The sequence below is a fragment of the Arthrobacter sp. ISL-65 genome, assembly GCF_018613795.1.
In the GTDB taxonomy this organism is placed as follows: Bacteria; Actinomycetota; Actinomycetes; order Actinomycetales; family Micrococcaceae; genus Arthrobacter.
On sequence record NZ_JAGGPN010000007.1, the window covers coordinates 18,773 to 33,996 of the forward strand.

The following is a 15,224-nucleotide window of genomic DNA, read 5'->3' on the forward strand; positions in this document are numbered from 1 at the left end:
TTGACGCTGTGGAATCTGCCCGCCAGCACAACTGTAGCCCGGGCCCGGGCCGTTCCTGCGGGTTAGAGCCGCGGCCGCACCGGATTGCTCAACGTCAGCTGAAGATTTGCGCAGTTCAGGAAAGGCCCGCTCAAGATTTTCTGAGCTTATCCACATAAGCAGGCGAATCGGTTTCGCTGGCCTGCCCGGCATGCTCCCATGTTAGGAGCATGCCGCCATCCACCAGCATCCGGCGGCCTTTTATGGGGAGATCTAATGTCAAAGCATCTGGCACCTGCCGCTGTCCGGCGCACGCCTCAGGACCTACGTCACGCCGTTCTGGGCCGTCCCGTTCTGAGCCGTGCCGTTCGGATAGGCGCGGGCGCGGCGTTCCTGGCGGTCTATGCTTTTGGATTCCAGGGCACTGGCCCAGTTCTTTCGTCCGGTCTATCGTCCGGGCAGGTGCCCGCCGACATGCGTGGTGACATCTCCGGCAACGTGCTCCCCGGATCAGCCGCCGTGGCCTCGGCTGCCGTTGCTTCGGCTGCGGAGGGCTCCCTTTCAGGCACCTTCGTTTCAACCACCGGTGCCGTCTCGGCCTCTGCGGATGCGTTCGTGTCCTACACCCGTACCGTGGTCTTTACCGCGGCAAAGCCAGTGAGCCAAAAACTCCATGCCGCTTCACGCACGGTGCGACGGCCCGCGGCAGGAACCCTGATGGCGCCGTTGGAGGTTCTTACCCCCACCTCCCACTTTGGGCTGCGGACAAGTCCCATCACCGGCTCGGCTGGTGAGTTTCACTGGGGCCAGGACTTCTCCGCGGCATGCGGAACCCGCGTGTATGCAGCGGATGCCGGCGTGGTGCGGGCTGTGGGATGGCATCCGTGGGGCGGCGGCAACAGAGTGGAAATCGATCACGGCAACGGCCTGATCACCACCTACAACCACCTTGAGGGCATCGGTGTGAAGAAGGGCCAGTCGGTCCAGGTGGGGCAACTCATCGCCAGGGTCGGGACCACCGGGTCATCAACCGGATGCCACCTCCACTTCGAAACCATTCTGAACGGCAAACACACCGACCCCGACAATTGGACTCTGCTGCGGCTGCGTCACTCGGGGCCCATTGCCAACATCAAGATGACCGACTACCGGAAGCCCAGCACCGCTACGGAGACCCCCTCCTGGGCTGTTCCGGTGGAGGCCAGCGCTCGCCATGCCGCGGTGAACGATGAGCATGAATCGCCTGCCGTTGTCGTTTCAGCGGCGAGGTCCTCCTCAGCTGCCGCCGCACCTGTTTCCGTAGCGCAGCCTTCGTCCTGGCGGGCCGCGGTTCCTGCCCAGCGGGTGGCCTCGCCCAAGCCGGTGACTCCGGCTCCGGCGCCGAAGGTGGCCAAGCCCAAGCCCAAGCCCAAGCCCAAGCCGGCGAAGCCGGTTCCGGCACCGAAGGTTGTCGCGTCCAAGCCCCAGCCGGCGAAGCCGGTTCCGGCACCAAAGGTGGCCGCCCCCAAGCCTGAGCCGGCAGCTCCGGCTCCGGCACCGGTTGTCGCGCCCAAGCCGGCAACGCCAACTCCGGCTCCTGTGGTTACGCCGGCTCCGGCTCCGGTTGTTGTGCCGGTTCCCGTGGTTACGCCGGCTCCGGCTGTCGTACCGGTTCCCGTGGCTGCTCCGGCTCCGGTTGAGGCGCCGGCACCCGCGGTTACCCCAGCGCCAGCACCGGCTCCGGTTGTTGTGCCGGCTCCCGCGGCCACGACTCCGGCACCAGCGGCTGTACCGGATGCTGTGCCGGCTGCCACTGAGACAGAAGCACCGTAGAAAGGGCTCCCAGAGCTGTCTCCTGGAGCTGTTAGCCAGATGACGATGGCTTGTGGAACGGCTCCGCCACGGCTGGTGAGTGCGAGTTTGTCGTAGCGGGTGGCAAGACCGCGCCATGACTGTTGAGCTGCTGAAGCCGAGCTATCAGTGGGTCGGACGCTCAGAGCCGGTCTTGCGCCTGCGAAAATGACCGCATGACCCTCGAACAGCACCAAACGGCAACGCAACCACACAGAGCCGCAGACACCGCCTTCGAAGCCGCCTACCAAGCCGCCCAAAAAAGCCTCCGCGAAGGCGGCATCCCCATCGGAGCAGCCCTTGCCCGTGACGGCGTGGTCATCGCGAGCGGACACAACGAACGAGTCCAAAACGGCGATCCGATCGCGCACGGCGAAATGTCCGCACTTCGCACAGCCGGCCGGCAGAAAAGCTACCGGGACACCACGCTCTACACCACCCTCGCCCCGTGTGCTATGTGCACCGGAACCATTATTCAGTTCAAGATTCCCCGCGTGGTTGTGGGTGAAGAGCGCACGTTCGACGGCGAATTCGAGCTTCTGCGATCACGTGGCGTTGAGGTGGTGGTCTTGAATGATCAGCGCTGCGTGGACATGATGCGCACCTTTCAGGACAACAACCCGGACCTGTGGGCAGAGGACATCGCCGAGGACATGGTCGAGTAGGACCAGACAATATGAAGGGGCCCGAGGCCTGCGCTCCTTCAAAGTGTCTACTGGTGCGTCGGCAAGGTGAGGATTTCGGCTCCGTCGTCAGTGATGGCGATCGTGTGTTCGCTGTGAGCCGTCCGGCAGCCTGTGGCACTCCGGAGCGTCCACCCGTCGGCGTCCGTGACGAGTTGGGCCGTGTCCGCCATGACCCACGGCTCCAGTGCGAGCATCAGGCCCGGGCGCAGTTTGTACCCGCGGCCGGGCCGTCCGGTGTTTGGAACGTGCGGGTCCTGGTGCATTGTTGATCCGATGCCATGACCGCCGAACTCAGTGTTGATCGGGTACCCCGCCTCGCTGAGGACCGAGCCGATGGCATGGGATATGTCGCCGATGCGGGCCCCGGGTCCGGCAGCTGCTATCCCTGCGCTCAATGCCCGTTCGGTCGCGTCGATCATCGCGACGCTTTCCGCGGGCTTTGAATTGCCCACGATGAAGCTGATGGCGGCGTCTGCAGCGACTCCGTCTTTGGAGACGGCGAGGTCGAGAGTCAGCAGGTCCCCGTCGGCAAGCGTGTAGTCGCGTGGCAGCCCGTGGAGGACGGCGTCGTTGACACCTGTGCAGATGTAGTGGCCAAACGGCCCGCGTCCGAAGGACGGTGCGTAGTCGACGTAGCAGGACTCCGCTCCGGCCTCGCGGATCATGCTCTGGGTCCAGCGGTCGATTTCCAGGAGGTTCGTGCCCACTGCGCTGCGGCTCTTCAGCGTGTGCAGGATGTCAGCGACCAAGGCGCCGGACTCTTTTGCTCGGGCCAGTTCGGCGGGGTTCAGGATCTCGATCATGCGGCGCCCTTCTCATCTACCAATAACTATACCGGCCATATTATCCCGGTATTAGAATTGGAGCCATGGTCAGGTTGCCGCTTACATCAGCAGAGGTCGAGCGCGGAGAGCGCCTCGGTGCCCTGTTGCGCCGCGCCAGGGGAAGCCGCTCGATGCTCGAGACCGCGCTGGATGCACGTGTCTCGCCGGAGACCCTCCGCAAGATCGAGTCTGGCCGCGTAGCGACCCCAGCTTTCCCGACCATCGCTGCGATCGCAGATGTCCTGGGCCTCTCACTCGACGCGGTCTGGGCCGAAATCAACCAGCCCGAACGCGGTGTTGAACCGGCCGGCTCTGGACACAAAGCACGTGAGCGTTTGGCCTCGTAGGCCCACAATCCCGCAGCTGCGCTGCAGCACTCGGCAAGGTGCTGGCTCCGCCTTGGGGGGCGGGGCCGCCTACGCGCTGCGGCGTTGCTTCGGGGCCACGCCGCCCAGGCGCTGGGTGACCTGCCGGGCCGCCGCGGCGCAGGCTTCGCCGAGGCTTTGCAGCGTATCGGGGGAGACCCGGAACCGGGGCGCGGGGACCAGCACCGCAGCTGCGATGTCACCGCGGTGGTCGTACACGGGTGCCGCGATGCCGACTTCCTCGATGGACGTCTCGCCGTAGTTGATGGCCCAGCCGCGCCTGCTCACTTCCTTGAGCCGCTGCAGGTACGCCTCGACGGAGTGGTCGTCGAGGCCGGGCAGGGTGATGGTGCCGCTGCGGAGCAGGGCGTTCACTCGCTCGGGCTGTTCGGCGGCGAGGAAGATCTGGACCGAGGCGCTGAGTGCGTCGTTGTAACGGGCGCCCAGCGGGGTGGTGTGCTTGACCTGCTGGCGGCTGGCGATCTGCTCCACGCACATGGACTCGGTGCCGTTCCACACCATCAGCGCGCTGGTTTCGCCGGTTCGTTCAGTGAGCTCGCGGAGCACGGGGTAGGCCACGCGGCGTTCCTCGAGTTCGGCCAGCAGGGGACCAGCTACGGCAATCAGGCCCAGCCCTAGCCGGAAGCGCCGCGTGTCCGGGTCCCGCTCCACCAGGTGCTCCTGCTCGAACGTGGCGAGAATCCGCGACACAGTGCTCTTGTGCAGGCCCACGCGGCTGGCGATCTCGGTGACGCCCAGCATGGGCTCGTCCGCGGTGAAGCTGCGCAGCACGGCGATGGCGTTGACGATCACCGAGGCGCCGCGGGCGTCGCCGTTGCCTGCGTCTTTGCCTGCGTCGGGGGCGGGGTTCGCGGGTGTTGCCGGGGGAGTCATGGTGTTCACTATATTTCTTCGCTGTCGTGCTTCCGGTCTTATTGCCACGCGGAAGCGGGGGCGGGCACGCCCTCCCGGCCGCCCGTCGTCGTCGTACTTAGCCCAAGGCTGCTAAAACAAAAGCCTTGCTGACAACGGACGGCAGGGGAGGGCATGCCCCAGTTACCCGGGTGTTAGGCGCTGATGATGTTGTGCTCAGGGCCGAACGGGAACTTGGTGATGTTCTCGGCGCCGTCCTCGCCCACCACCAGGATGTCGTGCTCGCGGTAGCCGCCGGCGCCGGGCTGGCCGTCCAGGACGGTGATCATCGGTTCCATGGAGACCACCATGCCGGGTTCGAGCACGGTGTCGATGTCCTCGCGCAGTTCGAGTCCGGCTTCGCGGCCGTAGTAGTGGCTGAGGATGCCGAAGGAGTGGCCGTAGCCGAAGGTGCGGTTGGCGAGCAGGCCGTGCGACACGTAGATCTCGTTGAGCTCGGCGGCGATGTCCTTGCAGACGGCGCCGGGCTTGATGAGTTCCAGGCCGCGGCGGTGGACCTCCACGTTGATGTTCCACAGCTCGAGCGAACGGGCATCCGGTTCGCCGTAGAACAGCGTCCGCTCCAGGGCCGTGTAGTAGCCGGAGGTCATGGGGAAGCAGTTCAGGGACAGGATGTCGTGTTCCTGGATCTTCCGGGTGGTGGCCCAGTTGTGCGCGCCGTCGGTGTTGATGCCGGACTGGAACCAGACCCAGGTGTCGCGGATCTCCGAGTTGGGGAACGTGCGGGCGATCTCGTGCACCATGGCCTCGGTGCCGATCAGCGCCACCTCGTACTCGGTGATGCCTGCGGTGATGGCGTTGCGGATGGCCTCGCCGCCGAGGTCGCCGATCCGGGCACCGTGCTTGATGACCTCGATTTCCTCGGCGGACTTGATCATGCGCTGGCGCATCGCGGCCTGGGCCACGTCCACCAGGGTGGCGGATTCGAACGCGGCCTGGATCTTGTTGCGGTTGTCCAGCGGCAGGGAGTCGTCCTCGACGCCGAGCCGGCGGACGCTGATGCCGCGGGTGCGCAGGATCTCCTGGATGGCGTGGATGTAGTTGTCCCGGCGCCAGTCCGTGTACACCAGGTTCTCGCCGTAGCTGCGGCGCCAGGGCATCCCGGCGTCGATATTTGCGGTAACGGTGACGGTGTCCTCCTTGGTGACCACCATGGCGTAGGAGCGGCCGAAGTAGGTGAACAGGAAGTCGGAGTAGTACTTGATCGAGTGGTAGCTGGTCAGGACGACGGCGTCCAGGTCCTTATCGGCCATGATGCTGCGCAGGCCGGCCAGGCGGCGCTCGAATTCGGCGTCGGAGAAGGTCAGCGAGACCTTCTCGCCGTTGTTGAGGACCTTGAGGCGCTCGAGCTTGGCGACGTCGTTGACAGCTTCGTTCTCGGTGATGGTCATGCGGGTTTTTCCTTTTCTTTCTCGGGTGGGTGTTGTCAGTGCTGCTGCAGGGGCTTCTTGGAAGTCTCCACGGCGAACAGGACTGCGATGAGGGAAACCAGTGAGGCGGCCACGAGGTACCAGCCGGGGGCCAGCTTGTTGTGCGTGAGGCCGATGAGGAGCGTGGCCATGAACGGGGCGGTGCCGCCGAACAGGGCGTTGGAGAGGTTGAAGCTGACGGCGAAGCCGCTGTAGCGGATCTTCGTGGGGAAGAGTTCGGCCAGGAAGCTGGGGAGTGTGCCGTCATTGAGGGTGAGCATGCCGCCCAGGAGGATCTGGACCAGCACGATCACCAGGAAGTTGCCCGTGTCCAGGAGCATGAACGCCGGCACCGTCAGCAGGATGAACAGCACGGACGCGGTGATCAGCATCCTCTTGCGGCCGAACCTGTCCGAGGCGATGCCCGTGAGGAAGATGAAGCCGATGTAGCTGGCCAGCGCGATGGTGGTGGCCAGGAACGATTCCCCGGCTCCGAAGCCCAGTTCCTCGGAGAGGTAGGTGGGCATGTAGCTGAGGATCACGTAGAAGCCGACGGCGTTCAGCAGCACCGCGCCGGTGGCGATGATGAGCTGCCTCCTGTGGTTCCGGAACATGTCCCAGGCGGGTTTTTTGGTGCCGTGGTCCTCCTGCGCGAGGGCGCGGAAGGCGGGGGTGTCCTCGAGCTTGGTGCGGATGTACCGGCCGATCAGGCCCATGGGCGCCGCGAGCAGGAACGGCAGACGCCATCCCCAGTCGTGCAGCTGGCTTTCGCTCAGTACGCTCGTGAGCAGTGCAGCCAGGAGGCTGCCCAGCAACAGTCCCGCCGCGGTGCTTGCGGGTACGACGGCGGCATAGAGTCCGCGGCGATGTGCCGGTGCGTACTCCACCAGGAAGGCGGAGGCGCCGGCGTACTCGCCGGAGGCGGAAAACCCCTGGACGACGCGGACCAGCAGGAGCAGGACCGGCGCCAGAAGGCCGATGGTGCCGTAGCCGGGGATCAGGGCAATGCAGAACGTGGCCACGGACATGATGACGATCGAAAGCGACAGTGCTTTCCGCCGTCCCAGCCGGTCGCCGATGTGGCCCCAGAAGAAGCCGCCCAGGGGGCGGACGAAGAAGGAGATGGCGAAGACGCCGAAGGTTGCCAGGAGTGCTGTTTGACGGTCTGCTTCAGGAAAGAAGACCGTGGAGATGATGCCGGCCAGGTAGCCGTAGACGGCGTAGTCGAACCATTCGACGAAGTTGCCGATGAAGCTCGCGGTGATGACCCGGCGTCGGGTGTCCTTGCTGACCTCGTCGCCGGTGTGGGGTGCTTCTTTTGCGGGCTGGGAGCTCAGCGACTTTGCTGCTCCGGCCGATTGGGTTATCGGGTGTTCCATGTGTCCACCAATGAGAACTTTGGGGTTGCTTCTGTTGCAACAGTGTTGCACCAGACTAGGCGTGACTCAGCTCACCGTCAATGGGTCGTTTGGTTTTGTTCTTGTTCCATGCGCCGCCGCCCCTGCATTTGGGGTGTCGTGGCCAGTCGGGGGTGCGTTGCCTTACATGCAACGGAGTTGTGACACGCGCAAAGAATCTTGTCTGTTAGGCATGCCGGCGGACTTGGGCGCCGTCCCCGAGGTAGCCGCAGCGGTTGCCCGGGCTGCCGGGCATTTTGGTCAGCAACGCCGACATCATGTTCCAGCGCAGCGTTTCGGAAATTCAGCCCGAGGAACGGGACCTGATAATCGCCGTCAACGTGCGGGCGCCCCTGTTCCTGGCCCAGGCCGCGTTGCCTCACATGCAGCGGCGCGGCGGGGAAGCAGCATCAGCGTACAAAAGCTACTCCGCAAGATGCCTACCGCAGCGTGGATGTGGATTCACACGCTGTGTATCTCACGTTTGCGTGCGTAGGCTCGTGCGGCGCGGACTCGGTCGCCGCACCGGGTTGAGCACCATTGCCGCCGCGCGTGGGTGCGGAGGAAGAATCGCTGGCACGAGTCCGCTTCGCAGGACGCTAGCAGTGTTGCTTGGTCGCCGCTTAGGAGGGAGGCGGCATCTTCGGCGATCACAGCCATGACGTGCTCGACGACCTGTGTCATGGGATGGTCGGCGCTACGGGTGAAGCCCGCCGTCGGGTCGAACCGTAACAGCAGCGCGCCGGGGGCGCAGGTCAGCGCACGGTTAACAGCATGCACTGCCTCTTTCGTGGGGAGGTCTCCGGTGGTGTGCGCGGTTAAGAGATCGCGCAGATCTGCGCGGAGCGCTGCGAGCCGGCCCCGGCAGTGCTCTTGCAGCACGGACTCCGGTGCGATGAGATCGCGTGCCAGTAGCCATGCCGCCGCAGCCTCGGGGCTGCTCAATTCGTCGTAGCGTTTGCCGGCGGGCAGCTCGCTCGCGCTGTTGACTAGCGCGAGGGAGGGGTGCTCCTCCGCACCTGGGGCGGCAGCTAGCAGTGTGTCCGACATGCTCCTCATGGTATCAGTTTCAATTTAACGTGAGACATCTGTTACGCTCCAATCACGTTAAAAAGCACATGTTTCCATGAGGAGTTTGTATGCAGTTCGGACGACCATCCGGCACGGCCCCGTTCGCGCTGTCCGTGCTCTCCGCGGGCGGCACCGGTGTCGGGACGACCGCTGAGGACGGGCTCGCGGGTACGATCTCGCTGGCGCGGACAGCGGACCGGTGGGGGTATCACCGGTTCTGGATGTCTGAGCATCATGCGATGGGGGCGACGTCGGTGTCTTCACCACCGTTGATGGTCGCCCGCCTCATCGCGGAGACCACGAACATCCGCCTTGGCGCCGGAGGGGTAATGCTGCCCAACCACGCACCATTGCTGATCGCCGAGCAGTTCGGGATGCTTGAGGCTCTGGCCCCGGGCCGGATCGATCTCGGGCTGGGCCGAGCCCCTGGCACTGATGGCGCGACTGCTGGGGCGCTGCGTCGGGGCGCGGATGCCAACGACGGATTTCCACAGCAGGTGCTCGAGTTGCTTGGGTTCCTAGGTGACAAGTTTCCTCCCGGACACCCGTACCGGCACGTCCACGCGGTGCCCGGACCATGGCAGGCAAGGGAAAACCGGGTGCCTGCACCATCGACCGGCCCGGAGGTATGGGTGCTGGGCTCCTCTCCGTACTCAGCACAACTGGCCGGGCAGCTCGGCCGGCCGTATGCGTTCGCGTTGCAGTTCGGTGACGCTGACATCGACACGGCCATGCGTCTCTACCGTGAGAGCTTCCAGCCCTCCGACGTGCTCACCGAGCCCCACACCCTCGTCAGCGTGCCCGTAGCGATCAGCGACGACCCGGCTGAGGCCAAAAGGCAGGCGGCGACGTCGGCGATGGCGATGCTGCGCATGTTCAAAAACGAGGGCTACCTGCTCCTGCCCCCGGACGAGGTCGAGGCCTACCCGGCCACCACGCATGAACGGCAAATCCTCGACGCCTACACCAGCCGCAGTTTCCACGGCACCGCCGCTACTGTCGCCGACCGTCTCGAAGCCCTGCAGGAGCGCACCGGAGTTGACGAGGTGATGCTCGTCGTCGGCGGCCACTCGGCAACCCTTGACCAACGAGGGATCGCCCTGATCGCCGATCATTACGAGCTCCCATACCTGCGAACCCCGTTACTGCCCGCCGCGCTGTAGCGCACGCACCAACTTTCCACACGTTCACAACACACCTCTTGAAGGAGAACCCCCATGACCGCACCACGCCGAGCCCTGATCGTCATTGACGCCCAACAGGAATACTTCGACGGGCTGCTCCCGATCCAGTACCCGGCCCGGGATGAATCCATCGCCCGCATCCGGGCCGCGATCGACACCGCAAAACAGACCGGAACCTCGATCGTGCTCGTCCAGCACGAACTCCCGGCAGAAGCCCCAGTGTTCGCATCCGGGTCAGTCACCTGGCAGAACCACCCCGAAGTAGCCGCCCACGAGAATGTAGCTGCCAAGCGCATCAGCAAACAGTTCTCCAGCATCTTCGCCGACACCGACCTCGAAGCCTGGTTGCGTGAACAGGACATCGACACGATCACGCTCGCTGGCTACATGACGAACAACTGCGTGATCGCCTCCGCCGCGGCCGCCGAGCCCCTCGGCTTCGCCGTCGAAGTCCTCTCAGACGCGACCGGAGCAATCGACCTCACCAACGACGCTGGCACCGCGCCCGCACGCCAGATCCACGAGATTCTCATGGCGCTGCTGCACTCAAACTGGGCCGCCGTCACCGACACCGAGACCTGGGCGACGGCACTGCATGCGGGCGCGCCGGCGCCCAAGAGCGACCTCGTCACCTCCGCAGAACAAGGTCGCAGCGCCCGATAGAACACCCGGGAGCGTCCCCGACGCAGCCGTGCCTCGGAGATCTACCGCCCGCCGCTCCTGGAACGGGCAGCTGTCCGGACTCCTCGCACTCGCCCGGTCCAATCTGGCGCAAACGTTGATCGGGCGGCAGGACCGCAAAGCTCCCGCCGCCCTTCTGACAGAGGAAGCGTTGACTGTTCAGTCGTTGCGCACGCTGTAGGTACTGACGACGTTGCCTTTGCTGGTCCTGTACTGATCCTTGAGTTCCAGCCTGGTCAGCGGGTCGCCGTCCTCGAACAGCCGCCGCCCGCTGCCGGCCAGTACGGGATGGGTCATGAGGGTCAACTCATCGAGGAGGCCGGCGAAGAGCAATTGTCGCGTGACTGAAATGCTGCCGCATACAGCGATCTCGCCGCCGTCGCGCTTTTTAAGATCTGATACGAACTCCTCCAGCGGTGCCTCGATCAGGTGCGAGTTTTCCCATTCCAGCGGCTCCGACAGGGTGCGCGATACGACGAACTTTTCCACCGGGTTGATGAAGGCGGCGAAGTCCTCGTCCCGGGAAGCGTTCGGCCAGTAGCCCGCCCATTCCTCATAGCTGACCCGCCCGAGGACGACTGTGTCCACCGTGTTGATCATCTTGGTCAGTCCCTTGCCAAGGTCCTCATCGAAGCTGTCGAACTGGAACTTGAACGGGTCCTGCACTACGCCATCCACGGAGTGGAACAGTCCGGCTGTCAGTTTGCGCATCGGTGCCTCCAAATAGGGTCGTCAGGCATTACGGTATTCGGCGACGGCCGCCGGGGGAAGGTTTTTCGCGCTTAACCGGCGGCGGCTGACGAGCGGCCGTTGCCCGTATCCTATGCTTGGGGGCCAGGGATCGGCGTCGAATCTTAGGGGGCAACGATGGTGCACCGGGCTGCCTTCGGTCTTGCCGCGGCGATCGCGCTTTTGCTTGCTGGATGTTCGGCGCCGCAGGAGGAACCCGCAGCCGCGTCCGCCGAGCCGTCAGTTCAGCCGGAAATGCCGACGGCGGTGGTGCAAAGTGCCGGAGGTAAGAAGGCCGTGGTGCACGCCGGAGTCTCGTCCGCTCCCGAGGAAAGCGGCCAGCTCATCGGCAGCCTCGCTGCGGACGGGGCGGGATGCATCGTGGTGCACACTCGCGATGGAGAAACAACAACACTGGTCTTCCCCGACGGCACTGTCTTCAGCGGCGAATCACTTGCCTTGCCGGATGGTTCATTCCTGGCCGAAGGGGCAAAGGTGGCCCTGGACGGCGCACGTGTTCCAGCTGATGAGAAATTGAGCGTGTGCCCGAACTACAGCAGGCTCTTCTCGGTAGTGAGAGCCACCATCAATCCATAGCGCTCATCCTGAATCCCACGGGACCCGTCCCGAGGAAAGCGGCAGGATGTGAGGGAGCGTCGGGTTGGAGGCGGCAGGATGTGAGGAAGCGTCCTGGCCGGGCTAGCCGCGGGCGACGAGCAGGTTGTCGTGGACCTTTTTCCAGCCCTCTGATTGCAGCTGGTTCGTGTCGTAGCCGTCGGTGACGAGCATGGTGGACCCGGCGCCGCGGACATCGACCTTGACGATCTCGCCGTCGGTCACCGGGCTCGAGCAGCTCGATCCCCACATCGGGGGAGTGGCGGTCGGAACAACAATCAGGCATGCCGCATGGGATTCTTGCTTAGTTACGGCGAAGTACTTGACCCCGGCATCAACCGCGAGCAGGCGGACATTTTCCGGATTCCCGACATCGCTGACCTCGACTCCTTCCGGGAGCCGGTCTTCCGCCGTCGCCGGGCGGTCGAGTGCCTTGAGTTCTGACGGGGCCGAGCAACCGGTGAGCAGCAACCCGCCCAGTACGGCCGCAATCAGCGGAACTGAGTAACGATTCATAGCGCTGCCCCCTCAGGCTTGGTGGTGCCTTGACGCTACACGGCGGTTCTGATTTAGAGAACTTTTCGAACTATGGTTTCGAATTCGGAAATGGCGTCCTCCGCCAGCGAGAAGGTCTTTCTTGGCGCCCAACCGGGTCCGGCCGGGGGCCGCCCGAAACGACGTACCAACTCCGCAGTTCAACACGGGAAGGGCCCGGCCGCGCTAGCGCAGCCGGGCCCTTCCCCGTGGCAGACGCTCCCTCAGCTCTCGCCGTCGTTATCCAAACGCTTCCTCAGGTTCCGTCGTCGAACTCCCAACGCTTCCTTACTTTGGGGGCCTTGCGGCCGCTGGAGTGGCTCGGCGTCGTCGGAATCCTTGCGCTGTCACCCTGGCGACGTCTTCGCCATGGCCGCCTACCGGCGCAAGATCACCTAGGGCGGATCTGACACGCTCCCTTCCACTTCTGGCCGGCAAGCCGGGGGAGCAGGCGCCCGGCCTATGAATCGCAGCGATGACTGGGGACGAAATTGCACTGGCACGACAGGGAGCATGCCGCTATCGCACGGCTGCCGTAGCGGCAGCAGACGAAAGTTCGACGTCGGTCCCCGCCGCTGGCCTACCCGGCACTCCGGCGCCAATTGACTCCGGCCCAGCATCCGCCGTCATCATCTCTCCGGCGTCGGTCCCCGCCGCTGGCCTACCCGGCACTCCGGCGCCAATTGACTCCGGCCCAGCATCCGCCGTCATCATCTCTCCGGCAAAGGCGCGCAGCATGGCGGCGCGGTCGAACTGGCCCTCCCACCTGGCCACCACGAACGTGGCGACACAGTTGCCCAGCAGGTTCACCACCACCCGCATGGAGTCCATGAGCCGGTCGGCGCCGAGGAGCAGCGCGACGCCGGCTACCGGAAAGATCCCCAGGGCACCGGCCGTGGCGGAGAGCGCCAGGAATGCGGACCCGGGCACGCCGGCCATGCCCTTGGAGGTCAGCATGAGGACACCCAGGGCGGCGAGCTGCTGGCCAAGATCCAGGTTGTAGCCGAAGGCCTGCGCCAGGAACAGCAGCGAGATGGACAGATACAGGGCCGCGCCGTCCAGATTGAAGGAGTAACCGGTGGGGACCACCAAACCGGTGGTGGCCCGGGAGCAGCCGGCATTCGTCAGCTTGGTCATGATGCGGGGCAACACGGATTCGGTGGACGCGGTCCCCAGAGCGAGAAGAAATTCCTCGCGGGTGTACTTCAAGAACTGCCACAGCGGCACCCGCGGGTACACCCAGGCCACCACGAACAGCAGGCCGATGAATATGATCGCGGCGCCGTAGCAGGCGGCGATCAGCAGTGCATAGGTACTCAGGGAGCCGAGGCCATACTGGCCGATGATGAAGGCCATAGCCCCGAACGCGCCCACCGGCGCTACCCGCATGACCCAGCTCATGATCTTGAAGAACAGTTCCAGCACCGTTTCCATCAGGGTGATCACGGGGAGGCAGCGTTCACGGCCGACGACGACGATCGCGGCGCCGAAGAACACGGAGAAGCACAGCACCTGCAGGAGGCTGTTGCTGGCAAAGGCGCCGATCACGCTGGTGGGAATGATGCCCAGAAGGAAGGCGCCCGCGTCCTTGGGCGGGGCTGTGGCGGTTTTGGCGTTGAGGGCGTCCTGGGAGAGCGACGCCGGATCGATGTTTAGGCCGGCACCGGGCTGGACCAGGTTCCCCACCGCAAGGCCGAAAACGAGGGCGAAAAGGGTGGCGGCCGTGAAGTAGGCCAGAGCCTTGACGCCTACCCGGCCTACCGCCTTTACGTCGCTGACTGCCGCGATGCCGGTGACGATCACCAGGAAGATCAACGGGGCGATGATCATTTTGATGAGCTGGATGAAGCCGTCCCCAAGCGGCCGGAGGCCTGCGCCGATGTCCGGCCAGATGTGGCCGATCAGGATGCCGGCCACGACTGCCACCAGAATCTGGAAGAAGAGGGACTTAAAAAGCGGCTTCTTCTTCGCAGGGGGTGCTGCGGTGGGCGCGGTGATGTTCATGCCTGTGCCTGTTCGTTGAAGGACAACGGCACACTGAATGCCGCAAGATCACATCCCACGCTAGGAAACCCATGTTTCCGGAAAGATAAATCCGTAATGCGGAAAGATTAAAGTTGACCATTTCTCGTTGCGATCCACAGGCCTGGCCCTGCACGTGCAAACGCTCCCTCACCTCTGACCGCTTTTTCGGAGCGCTCACTCACCCTTTACCGGAAATGGTTCCTTTATGGCGTAAGCGGACCACGGATGACACGTAACGCAAGGCCGACGTCGCCGCCGAATATGGCGGTGTCCGACAGGCTGGAGCGTCCCCAGAGGCCCAGGTACATTTCCTTTGGTCCTGCCGTGACCGACGCCGAGATCTCCCCGCTGCCGAAGGTCCAAGCGGGTCCGTCGGGAACCTGGAAGGTCACGGCCTGCCCTGGGTCGGTCATCCGCTTCAGCCGGAGCTGCCGCGGGGCGAACATTGCCAGGGCCTCGTCGACGCCGTCGAGCAGGAAGTCTTCGGCAAACTCCGGATCCGCCAAGCCGGATGCCTGATGGGCATCGACGAGGTGGATCGCGTGTTCGTGGGCCTGCCGGCGTAACCAGAATCCGGCCGCATGCGGGGGAGGGCCGAAGTTCCAGCAGAGCGCCGCGGGGTCCAGGGAAGTCATCGTGGCTAGGAAGCCAGGCACCCCTTCGAGGAACCAGCTTGCTGCCCGCTCCGTTGGCGGGGCCGGCTCCTGGACGTACTTGCCGGCACGAACCACCGCGGCAGCCCATCGTTCTATCGAGCCGAGATGGCCGAAAAGCGCATCGAGAGTCCATCCCGGACAGGCCGGAACCGAACGGCCCAGCAGGCTTTCCGGCTGGCGCGCCAGCGTTTGGAGGGATTCGAGGTTATGGGAGAGTTCGGCAAGGTAGCGTTCGGGCAACATGGGTCGAGCATATCCAGACCACCACTAGGCGAGCTTTGATGTTCACCTGCGCCGCCAACGGTC

Annotated in this window: 15 protein-coding genes; 6 read left to right on the forward strand and 9 right to left on the reverse strand. The window is 64.6% G+C overall.

Going from position 1 to position 15,224, the window contains the following annotated elements:
- Positions 1–453 precede the first annotated feature (453 nt).
- Both J7I85_RS02825 and J7I85_RS02830 read left to right on the forward strand, forming a co-directional pair.
- A complete protein-coding gene (locus J7I85_RS02825) occupies positions 454–1,791 on the forward strand; it encodes a M23 family metallopeptidase (protein ID WP_214846323.1) in 1,338 nt (445 codons plus the stop codon).
- Positions 1,792–1,985: 194 nt separating this feature from the next.
- A complete protein-coding gene (locus J7I85_RS02830; protein ID WP_214846325.1) occupies positions 1,986–2,474 on the forward strand; it encodes a nucleoside deaminase in 489 nt (162 codons plus the stop codon).
- 47 nt (positions 2,475–2,521) lie between these two features.
- Here the strand turns inward: J7I85_RS02830 and map are convergent, their stop codons facing one another.
- Positions 2,522–3,298 (reverse strand): type I methionyl aminopeptidase, encoded by a 777-nt coding sequence (gene map, locus J7I85_RS02835; RefSeq protein ID WP_214846327.1) that lies wholly within the window; start codon positions 3,296–3,298, stop codon positions 2,522–2,524.
- 65 nt (positions 3,299–3,363) lie between these two features.
- Here map and J7I85_RS02840 point away from each other — a divergent pair, with 65 nt between their 5' ends.
- Positions 3,364–3,666, forward strand: a complete 303-nt coding sequence (locus tag J7I85_RS02840) for a helix-turn-helix domain-containing protein (RefSeq protein ID WP_214846329.1) — start codon at positions 3,364–3,366, stop codon at positions 3,664–3,666.
- Between the two features lie 69 nt (positions 3,667–3,735).
- Here J7I85_RS02840 and J7I85_RS02845 read toward each other — a convergent pair whose 3' ends face one another.
- From J7I85_RS02845 to J7I85_RS02860, 4 genes are all read right to left on the reverse strand, one after another.
- A complete protein-coding gene (locus J7I85_RS02845) occupies positions 3,736–4,578 on the reverse strand; it encodes an IclR family transcriptional regulator (protein ID WP_214846331.1) in 843 nt (280 codons plus the stop codon).
- Between the two features lie 173 nt (positions 4,579–4,751).
- Positions 4,752–6,008 (reverse strand): aminopeptidase P family protein, encoded by a 1,257-nt coding sequence (locus J7I85_RS02850; RefSeq protein ID WP_214846333.1) that lies wholly within the window; start codon positions 6,006–6,008, stop codon positions 4,752–4,754.
- Between the two features lie 35 nt (positions 6,009–6,043).
- Positions 6,044–7,405, reverse strand: a complete 1,362-nt coding sequence (locus tag J7I85_RS02855) for an MFS transporter (RefSeq protein ID WP_214846335.1) — start codon at positions 7,403–7,405, stop codon at positions 6,044–6,046.
- Between the two features lie 480 nt (positions 7,406–7,885).
- The gene (locus J7I85_RS02860; RefSeq protein ID WP_251023863.1) at positions 7,886–8,473 is read right to left on the reverse strand and encodes an ABATE domain-containing protein; all 588 of its coding nucleotides are present in this window, start codon (positions 8,471–8,473) and stop codon (positions 7,886–7,888) included.
- Positions 8,474–8,562: 89 nt separating this feature from the next.
- Between J7I85_RS02860 and J7I85_RS02865 the strand changes: the two genes are divergently transcribed.
- Both J7I85_RS02865 and J7I85_RS02870 read left to right on the forward strand, forming a co-directional pair.
- Positions 8,563–9,657, forward strand: a complete 1,095-nt coding sequence (locus J7I85_RS02865; protein WP_214846340.1) for an LLM class flavin-dependent oxidoreductase — start codon at positions 8,563–8,565, stop codon at positions 9,655–9,657.
- Between the two features lie 54 nt (positions 9,658–9,711).
- Positions 9,712–10,341: a cysteine hydrolase family protein gene (locus J7I85_RS02870; RefSeq protein ID WP_214846342.1), complete on the forward strand. Its 630-nt coding sequence runs from the start codon at positions 9,712–9,714 to the stop codon at positions 10,339–10,341.
- 177 nt (positions 10,342–10,518) lie between these two features.
- On the opposite strand, the gene J7I85_RS02875 is transcribed toward J7I85_RS02870, so the two are convergent.
- Positions 10,519–11,070 carry a dihydrofolate reductase family protein gene (locus J7I85_RS02875; RefSeq protein WP_214846344.1) on the reverse strand — a complete coding sequence of 184 codons (552 nt, stop codon included), beginning with the start codon at positions 11,068–11,070 and terminating at the stop codon, positions 10,519–10,521.
- A gap of 156 nt (positions 11,071–11,226) precedes the next feature.
- Between J7I85_RS02875 and J7I85_RS02880 the strand changes: the two genes are divergently transcribed.
- Complete coding sequence (locus tag J7I85_RS02880; protein ID WP_214846352.1) at positions 11,227–11,685, forward strand: hypothetical protein; 459 nt, start codon at positions 11,227–11,229, stop codon at positions 11,683–11,685.
- 102 nt (positions 11,686–11,787) lie between these two features.
- On the opposite strand, the gene J7I85_RS02885 is transcribed toward J7I85_RS02880, so the two are convergent.
- From J7I85_RS02885 to J7I85_RS02895, 3 genes are all read right to left on the reverse strand, one after another.
- Positions 11,788–12,219 carry a hypothetical protein gene (locus J7I85_RS02885; protein ID WP_214846354.1) on the reverse strand — a complete coding sequence of 144 codons (432 nt, stop codon included), beginning with the start codon at positions 12,217–12,219 and terminating at the stop codon, positions 11,788–11,790.
- Between the two features lie 537 nt (positions 12,220–12,756).
- A complete protein-coding gene (locus J7I85_RS02890; protein ID WP_251023864.1) occupies positions 12,757–14,241 on the reverse strand; it encodes a cation:dicarboxylate symporter family transporter in 1,485 nt (494 codons plus the stop codon).
- A 224-nt stretch (positions 14,242–14,465) separates the two neighbouring features.
- Positions 14,466–15,161: a maleylpyruvate isomerase family mycothiol-dependent enzyme gene (locus tag J7I85_RS02895; protein WP_214846356.1), complete on the reverse strand. Its 696-nt coding sequence runs from the start codon at positions 15,159–15,161 to the stop codon at positions 14,466–14,468.
- Positions 15,162–15,224: the final 63 nt, after the last annotated feature.

Coding starts and splice junctions, on each gene's coding strand:
- J7I85_RS02895 (WP_214846356.1), bottom strand. CDS start 15,161: ATGTTGCCCGAACGCTACCTTGCCGAACTCTCCCATAACCTCGAATCC.
- J7I85_RS02865 (WP_214846340.1), top strand. CDS start 8,563: ATGCAGTTCGGACGACCATCCGGCACGGCCCCGTTCGCGCTGTCCGTG.
- J7I85_RS02885 (WP_214846354.1), bottom strand. CDS start 12,219: ATGAATCGTTACTCAGTTCCGCTGATTGCGGCCGTACTGGGCGGGTTG.
- J7I85_RS02855 (WP_214846335.1), bottom strand. CDS start 7,405: ATGGAACACCCGATAACCCAATCGGCCGGAGCAGCAAAGTCGCTGAGC.
- J7I85_RS02825 (WP_214846323.1), top strand. CDS start 454: ATGCGTGGTGACATCTCCGGCAACGTGCTCCCCGGATCAGCCGCCGTG.
- J7I85_RS02830 (WP_214846325.1), top strand. CDS start 1,986: ATGACCCTCGAACAGCACCAAACGGCAACGCAACCACACAGAGCCGCA.
- J7I85_RS02880 (WP_214846352.1), top strand. CDS start 11,227: ATGGTGCACCGGGCTGCCTTCGGTCTTGCCGCGGCGATCGCGCTTTTG.
- J7I85_RS02890 (WP_251023864.1), bottom strand. CDS start 14,241: ATGAACATCACCGCGCCCACCGCAGCACCCCCTGCGAAGAAGAAGCCG.
- J7I85_RS02840 (WP_214846329.1), top strand. CDS start 3,364: ATGGTCAGGTTGCCGCTTACATCAGCAGAGGTCGAGCGCGGAGAGCGC.
- J7I85_RS02845 (WP_214846331.1), bottom strand. CDS start 4,578: ATGACTCCCCCGGCAACACCCGCGAACCCCGCCCCCGACGCAGGCAAA.
- J7I85_RS02860 (WP_251023863.1), bottom strand. CDS start 8,473: ATGTCGGACACACTGCTAGCTGCCGCCCCAGGTGCGGAGGAGCACCCC.
- J7I85_RS02875 (WP_214846344.1), bottom strand. CDS start 11,070: ATGCGCAAACTGACAGCCGGACTGTTCCACTCCGTGGATGGCGTAGTG.
- J7I85_RS02850 (WP_214846333.1), bottom strand. CDS start 6,008: ATGACCATCACCGAGAACGAAGCTGTCAACGACGTCGCCAAGCTCGAG.
- J7I85_RS02870 (WP_214846342.1), top strand. CDS start 9,712: ATGACCGCACCACGCCGAGCCCTGATCGTCATTGACGCCCAACAGGAA.
- map (WP_214846327.1), bottom strand. CDS start 3,298: ATGATCGAGATCCTGAACCCCGCCGAACTGGCCCGAGCAAAAGAGTCC.